Source organism: Streptomyces aureocirculatus (assembly GCF_000720475.1).
Taxonomy (GTDB): domain Bacteria; phylum Actinomycetota; class Actinomycetes; order Streptomycetales; family Streptomycetaceae; genus Streptomyces; species Streptomyces aureocirculatus.
On record NZ_JOAP01000041.1, the window covers coordinates 167,919 to 183,504 of the forward strand.

Consider the following 15,586-nt stretch of genomic DNA (forward strand, 5'->3'; position numbering starts at 1 on the left):
GGGTCAACCTCCCGCTTTGACGCCCCCGAGGAAGGCGTCCCAGGCGGGGGCGGAGAGGATCAGGGCCGGGCCTGTGGGGTTCTTGCTGTCACGTATGGGGACGAGTCCCGCCGGGCTGTCGACGGCGACTTCCAGGCATGCGCCACCGTCCTGGTTGCTGTGGCTGCTCCTGCGCCAGGTGGCGGTGGCCAGGAAGTCGTGGGAGACCTCGACGCACGCGCCGCCGTCCGGATTGCTGTGGCTGCTCTTGCGCCACAAGGCGTCGCGCAGGAAGTCGTGGGAGACCTCGACGCACTGGCCGCCGTCCGGATTGCTGTACGAACTCTTGCGCCAGGTTGCGGTGCTCAGGTCGATGGTGTGCATGCACTTCCTCCCGTGCCGGGGGTCAGCCGCCCGCCTTGACGCCGTCGACGAAGGCCGACCAGGCGGGGGCGGAGAGCACCAGTGCCGGGCCGGTGGGGTTCTTGCTGTCGCGTATGGGGACGAGTCCCGCCGGGCTGTTGTCGGCGACTTCCAGGCATGCGCCGCCGTTCGAGTTGCTGTGGCTGCTCCTGCGCCAAGCGGCGGCCGTCAGGAAATCGTGGGAGACCTCGACGCACTGGCCGCCGTCCGGATTGCTGTACGAACTCTTGCGCCAGGTTGCGGTACTCAGGTCGATGGTGCGCATGCACTTCCTCCCGTGCCGGGGGTCAGCCGCCCGCCTTGACGCCTCCGAGGAAGGCGCCCCAGGCGGGGGCGGAGAGGATCAGGGCCGGGCCTGTGGGGTTCTTGCTGTCGCGTATGGGGACGAGTCCCGCCGGGCTGTTGTCGGCGACTTCCAGGCACTGGCCGCCGTTCGAGTTGCTGTGGCTGCTCCTGCGCCAGGTGGCGGTGGCCAAGAAGTCGTGGGAGACCTCTACGCACTCACCGCCGTCCTGGTTGCTGTAGCTGCTCTTGCGCCAAGTTGCAATGCTCAGGTCGATGGAACGCACGGTGCTTCCTCCAACATCTCCGCGATGAACTCCCGGGAGGCGGCCGGGGGTAGGGCCAGATCGCGCACGGAATCGTAGCTGAGTTGCAGTCGTTCGACGGAGGCCGTCTCCTCTACCAAGTCCCCTGAGTACCCGGTCTCCACCCAGGCCACCGTGCGTGCGTCCAGAGTCCGCAGGAACATAGTGTGCGTGTTAGTCAGGGCGTGGAGCCCGACGGAGTGCTCGACGACGTGAATCTTGATGTTCTGCCGCTCGCTCACCGCCAACAGGTGCTCCAACTGCTGCCGCCACTCCGTGCGATCTCCCAGCGGTGTGCGCAGCACAGCCTCGGACAGGATGGACCGGAAGCTGGGAGGGTCGTCCCCGGCCAGCAACTCGCTTCGCCCCAGTCGTGCGGCGACCTGCTTGGTCAGCTCGTGGCCCTTGAGGCCACCCGCGGCGAGCAGCGTGCGCGCGTACGCTTCCGTCTGCAACAAGCCGGGAAGCACGCTCACCGCGTAGTGCCACAGGCTCACCGCCTCGGCTTCAAGGGCCATGTACCGCCGGTACCGCTCCTTGAACTGCGTGGGATCGCCGAGCGCCAGCTCCCACAGCGTAAGCAGGAAGCCCGCGGTCCCGTAATGCTGATCCAAGGCCTCCGCGACCTCAGGCCCGCCCAGGGTCTCCCCCTTCTCCATCTTCCCGAAGAGGGACGGATCCCAGCCCAGAACCTCCCCCAGCCGCCGCAGGCTCTCCCCCCGCCCCGTGCGCAACGCGCGCAACTCCTCCGCGAAGCGGAGCCTCGGTTCCTGACTACGGCCAGTTACTGCCCGCCTGGGCGGCATGACGTTCTCCTCCACGGCAGATGCGGAACTACCCCCGTACGCCCCGGAACTACAGCCGGTCGGCGGTATTCACCCCCGAATCCCGGGCCATGCTCGAAGTACCCGGAATACGCACGGTAGCCCAACCGTCGCTCTCCGCACAGGACTTCCTGCGGAGAGGGTCCGGACCCGGGAGGTGGAGCGGATGTACCAAGCCAAGCCCGCGCTCGGCAGCACCGTCAGGGACGGCACGACCGGTGCCCTCGGTCGCGTGATGGGCCACGAGGGCCCCTACGTACAACTAAGGCCCCTCGCGGGCGGCAGGGAGTGGGACGCCGACCCGGCACGGGTCGAACTCGTGGACGCCACCGAACTGCTCAGCGCACGCGTCGCCGTGGCGAACGAGTACAGCCGGAAGGCGATGAAGGGATGACGGCGCCAGGCGCGAACTTCGCGTCGCCGCAGGAGCTGTGCGGCGGCATGGTGGTCTACGACCGGGTCTATCAGATGCCCGCCGTGGTACGGCGCGTCGACGGCCTGTACGTGGAACTGTCCCGTCCGACGGGAATGGAGTGGCGGGTGGCGTTCTACCGGCTGCGCCGGGCCACGGAGTGGGAGCACCGGCAACTGGTGGCGGTCGGCAGACTGCACAGACAGCGCCAGCGGGGCCTGGTGGTCGGAGACTGAGGCGCACCGGGGGTGAGGGCACGGAAACGGCGCCACCGGAACACCCGGTGACGCTGGAGCCACCGCTCATGTCGCAGGGGATGGACTGCGTGCCCTGATCCTTGCGCGCCTTGCCGACGCGGCCGGCGGTGTCGACGTTCTGTGACACAAGAGGGCACGCGAGGGGCCGATGATCTCCCTGGAGGCGGGGGACCCGGGGCGCCGGATCACGGTAACGTCGAGGTCCGGGCCCACAACACCGCAGCCCCGGAGGGAACTTCGTGGGGATCGAGAGCGACCAGCTCGTCTTCGACTACCTGAGCCGCGTCGGCGACGTGGCCCAGCAGCGTCAACTGCCGTCCGGCACCCGGATGCGGCTGGTTTCGGGGCTGCGCGGCGAGATCGACCGCCGCCGCGTCGGCGCGGCCGACAGCCCGGCCGCGGTCCGCCGCATCCTGGACCGCCTCGGCTCGCCCGACGACCTCGTGGACGCGGCGGCCGACAACCCCGACGACGTGTCCGCGGCCATCCCCGCGTCGCCCGACGAGCCGACGTCGACTTCGGCCCGGCTGCGCCGCGTCGTCCCGGAGCCTGGCCGCCTGCGCCGCGCCGTGCCCCGCCCACGCCTGCGCCCCGCACCGGTCGACAAGGCCGAACAGGCACGACGCGAGGGCGACCAGGCACGCGGGGTCGGCCAGGCGCGCGGGGCCGACCCGGCACGCGCGGTCGACCCGGCCGAGGCCGCCGAAGCCCCGGGCGACGCCCCCCGTGGCCGTGCCGCCCGCCGCGCCGCGCGGGCGCCCGCGCCGCGCCCGCAGCCGGGCCCCGCCCCGCCGCACCTGGCGAGCACCGAGGAACTGGGCGACCACTTCGAACTCCCGCCCGACTGGTGGCGGGTGGGCGGTGAAGGCTCCGGCCCCGCGCCGGAGCGTGACACCGTGCACGGCTTCACGGGCGGCGTGGAGATCCCGGAGATGCTCCAGCGCCCCTCCGTACGGATGGACAAGCCCGGCGCGGCCGGGACCGTGGGCGGCACCAAGGCCACCGAGGCCGACGCGGACGACGACGAGGACGACACGTACGACGAAGAAGCCGACGGGGCGGGCGGCGCCGTAGAGGCGGCGGGCCCGCGGCGCAGGTTCAGGCCGCTGCCCTCCGCCGCCAAGCGTCCCGCGGGGCGGCCCGCCCTGCCGGAACCCGCGCCCAGGAGCGCCGCCGGGAAGGCGGGGGACGGCGCCGCGAAGGCCGCGGTCGCCGTCCGGGCCGTGTCCCTCAACAGCCCCATGGTGCTGCTCGCCGCGGCCACGCTCATCGCGGGCGCGGTCATCGGCAACTGGTTCGCGCTGACCGCGGGCTGGGTCGTCGCCTGGTTCTCGCGCAAGCTCAGCGGCGCCGAGAAGAAGGTCGGCGTGTTCGTGCTGCCGGGGCTCTCCATCGCCGCCGGTGTGGGCTGGCTGTGGGGGCGCTCGCAGGGCAAGTGGGGCGACACCATCGTCAAGGGCCACATGAACGAAGCCGTGGCCGAGACCTGGCCGTGGGTGGTGCGCGGCGCCGCCGTCGCCTCCGCGCTGTTCCTGGTGTGGCGGTCGCAGCGGCGGGGCCCGGCGGAGGAGTAACGGCTCCCGGGGGTCCGGCAGCCGGGGAGCCGAGGAGCCCGGGAGGCGGGGAGCCGGGGGGAGGGGCGGGCTCCGGAAGCCGGGCTCCGGCGGGCCTATTTCCGTGTGAGGTCCGCCCGCAGCTCGTCCAGGATCTTCGCGGCTGCCGTGTAGCCGGTGCCCTGGATCCACAGCTCGTCGTCGACGACGTGCACGTTGCCGGACTTCACGGCCCTCATGTTCTTCCACAGGCCGCTGCCCACGGTCTGCGTCTGCTTGGCCTTCTTCGGATCGCCGTACGTGGACCGGAAGATGACGTCGGCGTCGGCGAGGTCGATCTTCTCGGGCGACACGTCGTAGGAGAAGCCGTCCTTGGCCTTCGCGGAGATCGGCGCCCGGCCGAGGCCGACGTCCTTGAGGATCGTGGCGATGTAGGTCCGCTCGCCGTAGATGCGGATGTCCGCGCCCTCGATGAAGCGCAGGACGTTCACCTCGGTCTCCCCGGCCTCGGCCGGACCGCCGAGCGCCGCCGTGACCTTCTTCGCGTGGGCGGTGTAGTCGGCGACGGCCTTCTTCGCCTCCGCCTTCCTGCCGAGCGCGTCGGCATGCGTCCGGAAGTTGTCCTTCCAGGGGTAGCCGGTGGTCTCCGTCATCACCGTCGGGGCGATCTTCTTCAGTTGGTCGTACTTCGCCGCGTGCCGGATCTTGGAGGTGAGGATCAGGTCAGGATTCAGCGCGGCGATGGCCTCCATGTTCGGGTTCGTCATCTCGCCGACATCCTTGACGCCTGCGACCGCGTCCTTCGGCAGATAGCTCAGGAAGCCGTCGGACGCCTCGATGTGCGTGGCGCCGACCGGCTTCACCCCGAGAGTGATCGCTGAGTCCAGCTCGGCGGTGTCGAGCACGACGACCCGCTCGGGCTTCTCCTTGACCTCGACGTCACCCATGGCGGTCTTGACGGTACGAGTCCTGCCCGCGTCCGAGCCCGCACCGGAGCCGTCCGAGTCGTCGGAGGAACCACAGGCCGACAGCGCGAGCACGCAGGACAGGAGCAGGGCGCCGGACAGGACGAGGGGGCGGCGGCGGGGGAATCCGGTCATGAGGCAGGCCTTTCGTCGGGAGCGGGCTTCCGGTCTGCGGGATCTGCGGGATCTGCGGGGCTGGCAGGGGGGCCGGGGGCGGGCGTGCCGTCCGGGAGGCCGGGCGGCTGCCACGGAGTGCCGGGCACCACCAGCGGGGACCCGGTCACCGGGTCGGGGATCACCACGCACGGGAGGCCGAAGACCTCGCGTACGAGTTCCTCGGTGACGACCTCGGCGGGCGTGCCGGTGGCGACGATCCGCCCGTCCTTCATGGCGACGAGGTGATCGGCGTACCGGGCGGCCTGGTTCAGGTCGTGCAGGACGACCACGACGGTCCGCCCCCGGTCGTGGTTGAGCTGCCGCACCAGGTCGAGGACCTCGACCTGGTGGGCGATGTCGAGATACGTCGTCGGCTCGTCGAGGAGCAGCAGCTCCGTCTCCTGTGCGAGCGCCATCGCGATCCACACGCGCTGCCGCTGCCCGCCCGACAGCTCGTCCACGGGCCGCTCGGCGAGCGTGGCCACGTCGGTGCGCTCCATCGCCTCGGTCACCGCCGTCTCGTCGGCGTCGGACCACTGCTGCCACCAGCGCTGGTGCGGCTGCCTGCCGCGTGCCACCAGGTCGGCGACGGTGATGGCCTCGGGGGCGAGGGGGGACTGCGGGAGCAGCCCGACGCGCTGGGCGACGTGCCGCGTGGGCAGTCGCGCGAGGGCTTCGCCGTCGAGCAGGACCGCCCCGCCCCTGGGCTTGAGGAGGCGGCCGAGCGCCCGCAGGGTCGTGGACTTGCCGCAGGCGTTCGGGCCGACGACGACGGTGACCCGGCCGTCGGGGATCGCGAGGTCGAGGCCGTGCACGACCGTGCGGTCCTCGTACGCGAGGGTCAGCTCGTGGGCCGCGAGGCGGGCGTGGGCGGCGGCTCGGGCGGGGGCGGTCACGCGGTGCCTCCATTGCGGACGGTTCGGCTGCGGGCGATCAGCCAGATCAGGTACGGGGCTCCGACGGCCGCCGTCAGGACGCCCACCGGTAGTTCGGTCGGCGCGAACAGCCTGCGGGCGAGGAGGTCGGCGATGACGACGACGAGGGCGCCGAGCAGGGCCGAGGACAGCAGCGGGATCTGCGCGGTGCGGGTGAGGCGGCGGGCGATCTGCGGGGCGAGCAGCGCCACGAAGTCGACGGGGCCCGCGGCGCCGGTCGCCAGCGAGGCGAGGACGACGCCGAGCAGGACGAGGCCGAGGCGGACGCCGCCCAGACGGGTGCCGAGCGCGGTCGCCGTGTCGTCGTCCAGGGTGACCGCGCGCTGGGCCCGTGCCGCCCAGGCCACGAAGGGGAGCAGGACGAGGAGGGCGAGAGCGAGGGGTTCCACTTCCGCCCAGCTTCGGCCGTTCAGGGAGCCCGTCATCCAGATCTGCGCCTGCTGGGCGACCAGGTAGTCGCCCTTCGTCATGAACAGCGTGGTCACCGAGCGCAGCGCGATCGCGAAGCCGATGCCGATGAGGACGAAGCGGGTGGCGTGCAGGCCGCCTCGCCAGGCGAACACGTACACCAGGGCGGCGGCGAGGATGCCGCCTGCCACGGACAGGTACGGGAGCACCATGTACGAGGTGAGGCCGTACGTCATCGCGCCCACCGTCAGGGCGCTCGCGCCCTGGCTGATGCCGATGATGTCCGGGCTGGCCAGGGGGTTGCGGGCGACCGTCTGGATGAGGGCGCCCGCGACGCCGAAGGCTGTGCCGACCAGGAGGCCGACCGTCATCCTCGGGGTGCGGAGGGTGCCTACCACCAGGTCGTGGGGGGTGGGGTGGCCGAAGAGGGCCTTCAGGGCTTCCTCGGGGGGTACGTAGGTCTCGCCCACGCAGAGGTATGCCAGGCAGGCGGCGGCCAGGAGGGCGGCCAGGGCGGCCGTGACTGCGCCGGAGCGGCGGTGCAGCAGGAAGGTGGCCTTCCGGAACCGGAGTACCGCGTAGCCGGGTGGGCGCATACGTGACGGCTGGCCGGAACCGTGGGTTTTGCCCACCCGTTCCGCCCTGCGGAACGCCTGCCCAAAACGGGGGCGGGAAAGGGCGTGCCCGGAGGGGGGATCGGGCCTCATGCCACCACCGCCCCGCTGCGCACCAGGATCACCAGGAACGGGACCCCGATCAAGGCGGTCATGACCCCCGCCGGGACCTCGCTCGGGGGGAAGAGGATGCGGCCGGTCGTGTCGGAGACGAGGAGCATGGTGGGGCCGAGGAGGGCGGCCAGGGGGAGGGTCCAGCGGTGGGCGGTGCCGATGAGGGCGCGGGCGATGTGGGGGACCGCGAGGCCGATGAAGGCGATGGGTCCGGCGGCGGCGACACCCACGGCGGTGAGGACGGTGGCGCCGAGTCCGCCCACGATCCGTACCGCGGGGACCTGCTGGCCGAGCCCCTTCGCCATGTCGTCGCCGAGGGCGAGCGCGTCGAGGCCGCGGGCGACGGAGAGGACGAGGAGGAGACCCACCAGGAGGAACGGCCAGGTCCTTGCGGCGATGTCGGCGTCGCGGCCGGACAGCGAGCCGACCTGCCAGAAGCGGAACTCGTCGAGCGCGGAGCCCTTGGTGGTGAGGACGGCGGTGGTGACGGAGACGAGCAGGGCGTTGACGGCGGCGCCGCCGAGGGCGAGCTTGACGGGGGTGGCACCGCCGCGCCCGCTGTTGGCGACGGCGTACACCGCGACGGAGGCGACACCCGCACCGGCGAAGGCGTACCCGACGTAGCCGGTCAGCGTGTGCACGCCCGCGTAGGCGATGGCGAGGACGACGCCGACGGAGGCGCCCTGGCTGATGCCGAGGATGCCGGGGTCGGCGATGGGGTTGCGGGTGATGCCCTGGAGGGCCGTACCGGCGACGGCGAGCGCGGCGCCCACCATCACCCCGACGAGGGTACGGGGCAGCCGCATCTCCCGGACCACTTCGGCGTCGGCACCGTGCCCGCCGCCGATGAGGGCGTCGAAGACCTCGTACGGCGCGATCGCGCGGGCGCCGACAGCGAGGCTGAACAGGACCGCGAGCAGCAGGGCCACCACCGCCGCCGCCATCGCGACAGCGCGTCCGACGGACACACGCATCGGGCTGATTCTAGGGCGGCAGGGGCGCCCGCGCCCCGGTATCCGGGTGCTCGGCAGAATGGGGGCATGACCTCACGGACCGACCGGGCACCCGGCGCACTCACCGTCGGCTTCGACCTCGACATGACCCTGATCGACTCCCGCCCCGGCATCCGCGCCTGCTACCTGGAGCTTTCCGCGCGCACCGGTACATACATAGACGCGGACCTGGCGATCACCCGGCTCGGGCCGCCCCTGGAGGAGGAGCTGAAGCACTGGTTTCCAGCCGATCACGTGGCGCCCATGGCCACGCTCTACCGCGAGCTCTACCCCGCGTACGCGATCGAGGCGTCGCCCGCGATGCCCGGCGCCCGCGAGGCTGTCGCGGCGGTACGGGCGGCGGGCGGGCGCCCGCTGGTCGTCACGGCGAAGTACGAGCCGAACGCCAAGCTCCACATGAAGCACCTGGACTTCGACGTGGACCTCGTCGGCAACCTGTGGGCCGAGCAGAAGGCGCAGGCCCTGCGCGAGTACGGGGCCACGGTGTACGTCGGCGACCACACCGGGGACGTACGCGGCGCGCGTACGGCGGGCGCGCTGTCCGTAGCGGTGCCGACCGGGCCGTGCGACGCAGCCGAACTGCGCGCAGCGGGCGCCGACGTCGTACTCGACGATCTGAACGCCTTCCCCGCCTGGCTGGCCGCCCACACCGCCGAGGCCGCCTACGGCGCCGAGGGACCCGCCGCTGACCTGGCCTGACGGCGCTGGTGGGCGATGGAGCGCAGCACACCTCCGCCCGCGATGAGGAAACCGATGCCCATCAGCATGCACACGGCATAAGCGACGGGCGGGAATGGGTCTGCGCCGAGGAACAGCGGGGCCACCGTGACCAGAGTGGCCACGGCGCCGACGAAGAAAACGATCGCGCCAATCCGGACGAGTCCGTCGCCCGGCCCGGTGGAATTCGCTTGGGTTTTGTCACGCACCGGACCAGGGTAGTTCCCAGCGCGAAGGAAGAAACCGGGGACGTCTTGTCACCGGCGCAGGGACCCATAGTCTTGGAGCCGGCGGGTCGGGCGACCCGCTGTAGTGCTATCCAGAGCCGATTACGCATGCCCGGCGGGCCGGAGTCCGCCGGGTGGCGTCGCGGCACCCACGGGTACACCCACGTGTACGACGACGAGTACGAGGACGAGGACTTCACGTGCCTACCGGCAAGGTCAAGTGGTTCAACAGCGAGAAGGGCTTTGGCTTTCTCTCCCGCGACGACGGCGGCGACGTCTTCGTGCATTCCTCCGTACTGCCCGCCGGCGTCGACACACTCAAGCCCGGCCAGCGCGTCGAATTCGGCGTGGTGGCGGGCCAGCGTGGGGACCAGGCCCTTTCCGTGACCCTTCTCGACCCGACCCCGTCGGTCGCCGCGGCCCAGCGCCGTAAGCCGGACGAACTGGCGTCCATCGTCCAGGATTTGACGACCCTGCTCGAAAACATTACGCCCATGCTGGAAAAGGGGCGTTACCCCGACAAGGCCTCCGGCGCGAAGATCGCCGGTTTGCTGCGCGCGGTGGCGGACCAGCTCGACGTCTGAACGCCCACGTTCGGGTGGCCGCAGCGTGCCGCGCCGCAGATCGCGCTGCGCGCTCGTCCTCAAACGCCGGACGGGCTGAATCTCCGCCGCAGATCCCAGCCCCTCCGGCGAGAAGATTTCAGCCCCTCCGGCGTTTGAGGAGCGGGGTCTGGGGCGGAGCCCCAGTTCGGGAAGGGGCGGGATCGGGGAGCCCCCGGCAGGGGCCCGGCCTCAGGGGAACGTCAGGGCGCCCGGGCGCAGGGCAGGGACCAAACCTTCCGCGGCCGCGCGGGTGAGGAGGCCGCGGACCGCTGCGTAGCCGTCTTCGCCGAGGTCCGCCGTGAACTCGTTCACATACAACCCGATGTGCTGATCGGCGACAGCGGGATCCATCTCCTGGGCATGGTCGAGGACATAGGGACGAGAGGCCTCGGGATCGTCCCAGGCCATCCGCACGGAAGCCCGCGCGGCCCCCGCGAGCCCCCGCAGCACCCCCTCCCCGAGCCCCCGCCGCGCAACGATCGCCCCGAGCGGAATGGGCAGCCCGGTCGTCGCCTCCCAGTGCTCACCCATATCGGCCAGCTTGTGCAGCCCGTAATTCTGATAGGTGAACCGCGCCTCGTGGATGACGAGTCCGCCGTCGACCTTCCCGTCCCGCACGGCGGGCATGATCTGGTCGAACGGCAGCACGACGACCTCGCCGACGCCGCCGGGCAGCACATCGGCGGCCCACAGCCGGAACAGCAGATAGGCGGTCGACTTCTCGCTGGGCACGGCGACCGTCCCACCGGTGAGGTCGACCCCGGCCTCCCGGGTGAGGACCAGCGGCCCGCACCCACGCCCGAGCGCCCCGCCGCAGGGCAGCAGGGCGTACTCGTCGAGGACGTAGGGGAGGACGGCGTACGACACCTTCAGCACGTCGAAGTCGGCGTCGGCGGCGGGGGCCAGGCCGCGCGCGGCGGCCTCCGCGATGCCGTTGGTGATGTCGATGTCGGCGAAGGTCACGTCGAGCTCGGGGGCGCCGGGCACCCGGCCGTGCGCCCACGCGTCGAAGACGAAGGTGTCGTTCGGGCAGGGCGAGTAGGCGATCTTCAGGGGCCGGTCCGGGTATTCAGTCATGCCTGTTCCAACTCTCCAGTACGGGCGTGAACTTCCCGAACGCCCCGGTGAGCGCGGCCAGCGCGTCGCCGATGCGCCAGGCGGCGCGGTCGCGCGGGCCCACCGGGTTGGAGACCGCACGGAGTTCGAGGACGGGCAGCCCGTACAGGGCGGCGGCCTCGGCGACGCCGAAGCCCTCCATCGCCTCCGCGAGGGCCCGCGCGTGCCGGGCACGCAGCGCGGCGGCGCGCTCGGCGGTGCCGGTCACGGTGGAGACGGTGAGGACGGTGCCGACCGCGGCGCCCGTGGCGGCGGCGACCGCGGCGACGAGGGAGGGCGGGGGTTCATGGGTGACCCGGCCGAAGCCGAGGTCAGTGACGGGCAGGAAGCCGTCGGGCGTCTCGGCGCCCAGGTCGGCCGCGGTGACGGCGTCGGCGACGACGAGGGAGCCGACGGGCGCGTCCCACTGGAAGCCGCCGCCGATCCCGGCGGAGACCACCAGGTCGTACGGGGTGCCCGCCGCGTCGGCCAGGGCGAGGGCGCGGGCCGTGGCGGCGGCCGCGGCGGCCGGTCCGACACCGGCGACGAGCAGCTCGACGACGGGGCCCGCGGGGCCTTCGGGGTGGCCCGGGCGGGCGCCGGGACCGGCACCGGGATCGTCAGCGGCGCCGGGGCGGGCGCCGGGGCCGTGCAGGCCGGACGCCACCGCGTCCCGTTCGGCGGGGACCGCGGTGGCGATCAGGACACGCGGGCCCGGGGGCCGGGTCCGGGGTGGGGTCCCGGTCAGGCGTCCGAGTCCTTCTTGAACTTGAACGACCACAGCCCGGTCGCCTTGGCGCCACCCTCGGCCTTGCCGCCCTCAAGGAGGCTCACCGTGGTCGACTTGCCGCCGCCCCCGTACTGCTGGTTGAAGAACACGCTGCCCGGGATGACGACGTACGTCTTCTTGCTGGCCTCCGTCAGCGGCTGGCCGTTCATCAGGAGTGTCCAGCCCTTGTCGGCGACCTCCGGGTCCACGCCGAAGCGGACCTTCTCGTCCGGGTCGATCGTGATGGACTTGACGTCCGTCTTGTCCTTCAGGCACTTCTGCACCTCGGACGGCTTCAGCTCCTTGCCGTCGTTGTAGCAGGCGGCCTCGGAGTGCACGGACTTGCTGCCGACCGTCACGGTGGCAAGGGGCGTCGGCTTGTCACAGGCCGACAGGACGAGAAGTCCGGCGGAGACGGCGCCGAGGGCGGCGACGGTGCGGCGGCGACGCGCCGAGCGGAGTACCAGGGAGGTCATGCCCGAAGGTTATCGGGCCAAGGCCCGACGCCCTCCAGGCGGGGGTGCGGCGTGCCGCGCCCCTTCAGGGCCGCGGGGGCGGCCCCGTAAGGGGCGCGGGGAACTGCGCGACCAGCGCGCTACAAGCCGCAGACGCGTCTGCGTGCTCGCCCGGCAGACGCGTCTGCGGCTTTTCGCGCGCTGAGCGCGCCCACGCGGCGGAGCCGCACATCGATACAGCCCCGCGCCCCTGACGGGGCGCCGCCCGCCCCGGGGTCCGGGCGGGGTCAGACGACTCGGGGGCGGCCGAGGCCACCGGCGCGGCGGGAGGCTGCGAGGAGGCCCTTCGCGGTGGGAAGCCACCCCGCCGCGACAATCGCCGCCGCGACGGTCAGACCGAGCGTGCCGTTGAGGGGCAGCGCGATGCCGATACCACCGCCCACCACCCACGCCATCTGCAACAGCGTCTCGGACCTGGCGAACGCCGACGTACGGACGGCCTCCGGCACGTCCCGCTGGATCACAGCGTCCAGGGACAGCTTCGAAAGCGCCTGCGCGAAACCCGCGACGGCCGCGAGCGACGCGATGCCGACGGGCCCGTAGAACACCACCGCGCACACCGCCACCCCGAGCACCACCGCCACCACGGTCACGATGATCAGCTCAGGGGCCCGCGTCTTCAGCCACGCCCCGACGGCCGTACCGAGCGCGTTGCCCGCGCCCGCCGCCACCCCCACTATCCCCAGGGACACCGCCGCGCTCTGCCCGCCCATTGGATGCTCGCGCAGCAGGAACGCGAGGAAGAAGATGAGGAACCCGGAGAGCCCGCGCTGCGCCGCGTTCACGACGAGCCCGTGCGTCACGGACGGGCCGACGGTACGCAGCCCGAGCCGCCCCCGACGCGAGGTGTCGTCGTCCCGGTCCTGGTTCTGGTCCCGGTCCTGGTTCTGGTCCCGGCCCTGGTTGCGGTCCCGGCCCTGCTGCCGCTCCCGGTGCCGCTCCCGGGCGCGCTTCAGGCGCAGGTGCTCCTCGTCGGCGGCGAGCAGCGCCTTGCTCTCGCCCTTGGCCGAGTCCACCTTGTGGGGCAGCGTGAAGGACAGCACCGTCCCCGCGATGAACAGCACGAAAGCCCCGTACAAAGGCCAACGCGCCCCGAGCGCCTGGAGCCCCGCCCCGACGGGCGCGGCCACCCCCGTGGCGAGCAGCCCGCTGAGGGTCACCCGGGAGTTGGCCTTCACCAGCGAGAAGCCCATGGGCAGCAGCCTGGGCACGACGGCGCTGCGCACGACCCCGTACGCCTTCGAGGCGACGAGCACGCCGAGCGCGGCCGGATACAGCTCCAGACCGCCCGTCACGACGGCGCCCGACAGCATCAGGGCGAGCAGGGCGCGCGCCAGCATCGCACCCGCCATCGCGGCGCGGCGGCCGTGCGGCAGGCGGTCCAGGAGTGGGCCGATGACGGGGGCGAGGAGCGTGAACGGGGCCATCGTGATCGCCAGGTACAGCGCGACGCGGCCGCGGGCCTCGTCCGTCGGCACGGAGAAGAACACCGTCGACGCGAGCGCGATGGTGATCATGACGTCACCCGCGCCGTTCACCGCGTGCAACTCGATCAGCTTGCCGAGCCCCGACTCGCCCGCGCCGTTCGCATGCGTGGCCTTACGGATGCCCCTGGCCGTACGTGTGAAGGGCCACCGCAGGGCACGCCCGAGCGCCCGGGCACCCCGGGTGCCCGCACCCGGCCGCCCGGTGGGGCGGGTCGACGACCACTTGACGCCAGTCACGCAGTCATAGTGCCCCGAACGGGCCGGGACTAGCGGCAATCAGCCCGTCCGGCGTTTGAGGACGAGGTCCGAAGGCCCGAAAGCGGGGGGAGCGGGGGCGCAGCCCCCGTAGTCATCCGGTACGCCGGTGTGGGCCCAGGGGCCAGAAGAAGGTAGCGTGCGTAACGCGCTACGGCGGTTGTCCTCGGCCGCGCGCCTCACGGTCATCCCGCAGAATGGATGGCGAAGGTGCGCCCGGCGACGTCGGGCGCGGACGTCGACGCGGCCCCCTGGTCCGCTCCGTTCGTGCCCCCGCGTAAGGGTGGCGCACTCGTGAGACGGCGTAGGAGAGAAGCGATACCTGTGAGCGCAGCGACAACGCGAAGCCGTACCCCGCGCACCCCGCGTACCCCCGACCGTCTCTGCGCCGAGGCGGTGGGCCTCGCCCGCACGGCCGCCGAGGAGGCCGCCGCGCCGGGCGTGGTCGGCGAGCACGTCGAGGTCGTCGTCGAGGGCGACCGCGTGGTCACGCATCTCTTCGAGTGCAAGGAGCCGGGCTACCGCGGGTGGCGGTGGGCCGTGACGGTGGCCCGCGCGTCCCGCGCGAAGTTCGTCACCCTCGACGAGACGGTGCTCCTGCCCGGGCCCGACGCGCTGCTCGCCCCCGAGTGGGTGCCGTGGAGCGAGCGGCTCCGGCCCGGTGACATGGGGCCCGGCGACCTGTTGCCCACGGACGCCGAGGATCTGCGTCTGGAGCCCGGTTACTCCGGGGAGGACGAGCCGCCGCCGAACTCGGTCGCCGCGGGGCCCGCCGGTGTCCCCGGCGTCCCTGGTGGCCGTGGTGTTCTCGGCACCCCCGACGACTCCGACCTTTCGGGCCCTTCCGGTCCTTCCCGTTCCTCCGTCCCCTCCGTCCCCTCCGTCCTCTCCGGCGAGCTGGCCGAGCGGGCCGAGGCGGAGGACGCCGACGTCACGCCGGTCCCGCCCGCCGAGCTGACCATCACGCCCGCCCGCGGGTCCCTCGCGTCCATCGCCGACGAGCTGGGCATGCGGCGCGCCCGGGTGCTCTCGCGGTACGGGCTGCACACCGCCGCCGATCGGTGGGACGAGGCGTACGGCGCCAAGACCGCGATGGCGCAGGCCGCGCCCGCCGCCTGTGTGAGCTGCGGGTTCCTGGTGCCCATCGGGGGGTCGCTCGGGCAGGCGTTCGGGGTCTGCGGCAATGAGTTCGGTCCTGCCGACGGGCATGTGGTGTCCCTCGCCTACGGCTGTGGGGGGCACTCGGAGGCCGCCGTCATGCCGAAGCCGCCTCGGCCGGCGCCGCCCGTCCTGGACGAGACCAGGGTCGATGTGCTGCCGTTGCGGCCCGATCCCGACTCGGGGTCGGTCTCGGTGTCGCTTGCGGGGGTCGGCGAGGACCTCGGCCACTCCTAGCCTCTACGGTTCCTGGGACTCCCCCCTGGCCCCGCACGGCCGGGCCCGCGCGCCCTCGCCGGGCGCTGGGCCCTGCGTACGCACTCCCCGCCGCGACCGGCCACCGAGCTACCGCGCGTCGGGGCCTTCGTGTGCGGCTCGGTGGTGGGTTTTCGCCGCGCTACCGCGCGTCGGGTTTCCCACCCGCCCACCCGTGACCGCCCGCCTTGGATGTCGGGGACCTCCCGTGCGGCCCGGTGGGTGCTTTCCGCTGCGCTACCGCGCAGCGACCTGCCCCACCC

At 72.6% G+C, this 15,586-nt stretch carries 19 protein-coding genes; 6 read left to right on the plus strand and 13 right to left on the minus strand.

All coding sequences use genetic code 11. The features are described from left to right. Nucleotides 1-3: 3 nt before the first annotated feature. Genes IG78_RS0131125 through IG78_RS0131140 form a run of 4 tightly spaced genes read right to left on the minus strand, consistent with a single transcriptional unit; the run spans nucleotide 4 to nucleotide 1,795 of the window. A complete protein-coding gene (locus IG78_RS0131125) occupies nucleotides 4-363 on the minus strand; it encodes a DUF397 domain-containing protein (protein WP_030569318.1) in 360 nt (119 codons plus the stop codon). Nucleotides 364-385: 22 nt separating this feature from the next. Continuing rightward, entirely contained in the window at nucleotides 386-667 is a 282-nt protein-coding gene (locus IG78_RS0131130) for a DUF397 domain-containing protein (protein WP_030569321.1), read from the minus strand. Nucleotides 668-689: 22 nt separating this feature from the next. Continuing rightward, a complete protein-coding gene (locus IG78_RS0131135; protein WP_030569324.1) occupies nucleotides 690-971 on the minus strand; it encodes a DUF397 domain-containing protein in 282 nt (93 codons plus the stop codon). Further along, a complete protein-coding gene (locus IG78_RS0131140; protein WP_030569327.1) occupies nucleotides 953-1,795 on the minus strand; it encodes a helix-turn-helix domain-containing protein in 843 nt (280 codons plus the stop codon). The genes IG78_RS0131135 and IG78_RS0131140 overlap by 19 nt, the downstream gene beginning before the upstream one ends. A gap of 184 nt (nucleotides 1,796-1,979) precedes the next feature. Between IG78_RS0131140 and IG78_RS0131145 the strand changes: the two genes are divergently transcribed. The 3 genes from IG78_RS0131145 to IG78_RS0131155 all read left to right on the plus strand — a co-directional run bounded on the left by IG78_RS0131145 (nucleotide 1,980) and on the right by IG78_RS0131155 (nucleotide 4,056). Beyond that, nucleotides 1,980-2,207 carry a hypothetical protein gene (locus IG78_RS0131145; RefSeq protein WP_030569329.1) on the plus strand — a complete coding sequence of 76 codons (228 nt, stop codon included), beginning with the start codon at nucleotides 1,980-1,982 and terminating at the stop codon, nucleotides 2,205-2,207. Continuing rightward, nucleotides 2,204-2,461, plus strand: a complete 258-nt coding sequence (locus tag IG78_RS0131150) for a hypothetical protein (RefSeq protein WP_030569332.1) — start codon at nucleotides 2,204-2,206, stop codon at nucleotides 2,459-2,461. The genes IG78_RS0131145 and IG78_RS0131150 overlap by 4 nt, the downstream gene beginning before the upstream one ends. Nucleotides 2,462-2,721: 260 nt before the next feature. Continuing rightward, nucleotides 2,722-4,056, plus strand: a complete 1,335-nt coding sequence (locus IG78_RS0131155; protein ID WP_030569334.1) for a hypothetical protein — start codon at nucleotides 2,722-2,724, stop codon at nucleotides 4,054-4,056. Nucleotides 4,057-4,151: 95 nt separating this feature from the next. Here IG78_RS0131155 and IG78_RS0131160 read toward each other — a convergent pair whose 3' ends face one another. The 4 genes from IG78_RS0131160 to IG78_RS0131175 all read right to left on the minus strand — a co-directional run bounded on the left by IG78_RS0131160 (nucleotide 4,152) and on the right by IG78_RS0131175 (nucleotide 8,201). Continuing rightward, entirely contained in the window at nucleotides 4,152-5,135 is a 984-nt protein-coding gene (locus tag IG78_RS0131160; protein ID WP_030569338.1) for an ABC transporter substrate-binding protein, read from the minus strand. Beyond that, a complete protein-coding gene (locus IG78_RS0131165; protein WP_051853073.1) occupies nucleotides 5,132-6,052 on the minus strand; it encodes an ABC transporter ATP-binding protein in 921 nt (306 codons plus the stop codon). Before IG78_RS0131165 ends, IG78_RS0131160 begins: the two co-directional genes overlap by 4 nt. After that, nucleotides 6,049-7,095 (minus strand): FecCD family ABC transporter permease, encoded by a 1,047-nt coding sequence (locus IG78_RS0131170; protein ID WP_030569343.1) that lies wholly within the window; start codon nucleotides 7,093-7,095, stop codon nucleotides 6,049-6,051. Before IG78_RS0131170 ends, IG78_RS0131165 begins: the two co-directional genes overlap by 4 nt. 107 nt (nucleotides 7,096-7,202) lie before the next feature. Beyond that, nucleotides 7,203-8,201 (minus strand): FecCD family ABC transporter permease, encoded by a 999-nt coding sequence (locus IG78_RS0131175; protein ID WP_030569346.1) that lies wholly within the window; start codon nucleotides 8,199-8,201, stop codon nucleotides 7,203-7,205. A gap of 66 nt (nucleotides 8,202-8,267) precedes the next feature. On the opposite strand from IG78_RS0131175, the gene IG78_RS0131180 reads away from it, so the two are divergent. Continuing rightward, nucleotides 8,268-8,939 carry an HAD family hydrolase gene (locus tag IG78_RS0131180; RefSeq protein ID WP_030569349.1) on the plus strand — a complete coding sequence of 224 codons (672 nt, stop codon included), beginning with the start codon at nucleotides 8,268-8,270 and terminating at the stop codon, nucleotides 8,937-8,939. Here the strand turns inward: IG78_RS0131180 and IG78_RS0131185 are convergent. After that, nucleotides 8,903-9,166 carry a hypothetical protein gene (locus IG78_RS0131185; RefSeq protein ID WP_030569351.1) on the minus strand — a complete coding sequence of 88 codons (264 nt, stop codon included), beginning with the start codon at nucleotides 9,164-9,166 and terminating at the stop codon, nucleotides 8,903-8,905. The two genes, IG78_RS0131180 and IG78_RS0131185, sit on opposite strands and share 37 nt — an antisense overlap. Before the next feature lie 218 nt (nucleotides 9,167-9,384). Between IG78_RS0131185 and IG78_RS52260 the strand changes: the two genes are divergently transcribed. Continuing rightward, entirely contained in the window at nucleotides 9,385-9,768 is a 384-nt protein-coding gene (locus tag IG78_RS52260) for a cold-shock protein (RefSeq protein ID WP_016642928.1), read from the plus strand. Between the two features lie 210 nt (nucleotides 9,769-9,978). Here the strand turns inward: IG78_RS52260 and IG78_RS0131195 are convergent, their stop codons facing one another. The 4 genes from IG78_RS0131195 to IG78_RS0131210 form a co-directional block, all read right to left on the minus strand. Further along, nucleotides 9,979-10,866, minus strand: a complete 888-nt coding sequence (locus IG78_RS0131195; protein ID WP_030569354.1) for a 1,4-dihydroxy-6-naphtoate synthase — start codon at nucleotides 10,864-10,866, stop codon at nucleotides 9,979-9,981. Next, entirely contained in the window at nucleotides 10,859-11,665 is an 807-nt protein-coding gene (locus IG78_RS0131200) for a futalosine hydrolase (RefSeq protein ID WP_404827821.1), read from the minus strand. The genes IG78_RS0131195 and IG78_RS0131200 overlap by 8 nt, the downstream gene beginning before the upstream one ends. Continuing rightward, the gene (locus IG78_RS0131205; protein WP_030569360.1) at nucleotides 11,629-12,129 is read right to left on the minus strand and encodes a hypothetical protein; all 501 of its coding nucleotides are present in this window, start codon (nucleotides 12,127-12,129) and stop codon (nucleotides 11,629-11,631) included. Before IG78_RS0131205 ends, IG78_RS0131200 begins: the two co-directional genes overlap by 37 nt. Before the next feature lie 266 nt (nucleotides 12,130-12,395). Next, nucleotides 12,396-13,892 (minus strand): MFS transporter, encoded by a 1,497-nt coding sequence (locus IG78_RS0131210; protein ID WP_051853074.1) that lies wholly within the window; start codon nucleotides 13,890-13,892, stop codon nucleotides 12,396-12,398. 342 nt (nucleotides 13,893-14,234) lie between these two features. Between IG78_RS0131210 and IG78_RS0131215 the strand changes: the two genes are divergently transcribed. Then, entirely contained in the window at nucleotides 14,235-15,305 is a 1,071-nt protein-coding gene (locus tag IG78_RS0131215; protein WP_030569366.1) for a DUF3027 domain-containing protein, read from the plus strand. Nucleotides 15,306-15,586 lie beyond the last annotated feature (281 nt).

Excerpts from the sequence above, each read along its gene's own strand:
- IG78_RS0131125 (WP_030569318.1), bottom strand. The coding sequence starts at position 363 with ATGCACACCATCGACCTGAGCACCGCAACCTGGCGCAAGAGTTCGTAC.
- IG78_RS0131130 (WP_030569321.1), bottom strand. The coding sequence starts at position 667 with ATGCGCACCATCGACCTGAGTACCGCAACCTGGCGCAAGAGTTCGTAC.
- IG78_RS0131140 (WP_030569327.1), bottom strand. The coding sequence starts at position 1,795 with ATGCCGCCCAGGCGGGCAGTAACTGGCCGTAGTCAGGAACCGAGGCTC.
- IG78_RS0131145 (WP_030569329.1), top strand. The coding sequence starts at position 1,980 with ATGTACCAAGCCAAGCCCGCGCTCGGCAGCACCGTCAGGGACGGCACG.
- IG78_RS0131150 (WP_030569332.1), top strand. The coding sequence starts at position 2,204 with ATGACGGCGCCAGGCGCGAACTTCGCGTCGCCGCAGGAGCTGTGCGGC.
- IG78_RS0131160 (WP_030569338.1), bottom strand. The coding sequence starts at position 5,135 with ATGACCGGATTCCCCCGCCGCCGCCCCCTCGTCCTGTCCGGCGCCCTG.
- IG78_RS0131170 (WP_030569343.1), bottom strand. The coding sequence starts at position 7,095 with ATGCGCCCACCCGGCTACGCGGTACTCCGGTTCCGGAAGGCCACCTTC.
- IG78_RS0131175 (WP_030569346.1), bottom strand. The coding sequence starts at position 8,201 with ATGCGTGTGTCCGTCGGACGCGCTGTCGCGATGGCGGCGGCGGTGGTG.
- IG78_RS0131180 (WP_030569349.1), top strand. The coding sequence starts at position 8,268 with ATGACCTCACGGACCGACCGGGCACCCGGCGCACTCACCGTCGGCTTC.
- IG78_RS0131195 (WP_030569354.1), bottom strand. The coding sequence starts at position 10,866 with ATGACTGAATACCCGGACCGGCCCCTGAAGATCGCCTACTCGCCCTGC.
- IG78_RS0131205 (WP_030569360.1), bottom strand. The coding sequence starts at position 12,129 with ATGACCTCCCTGGTACTCCGCTCGGCGCGTCGCCGCCGCACCGTCGCC.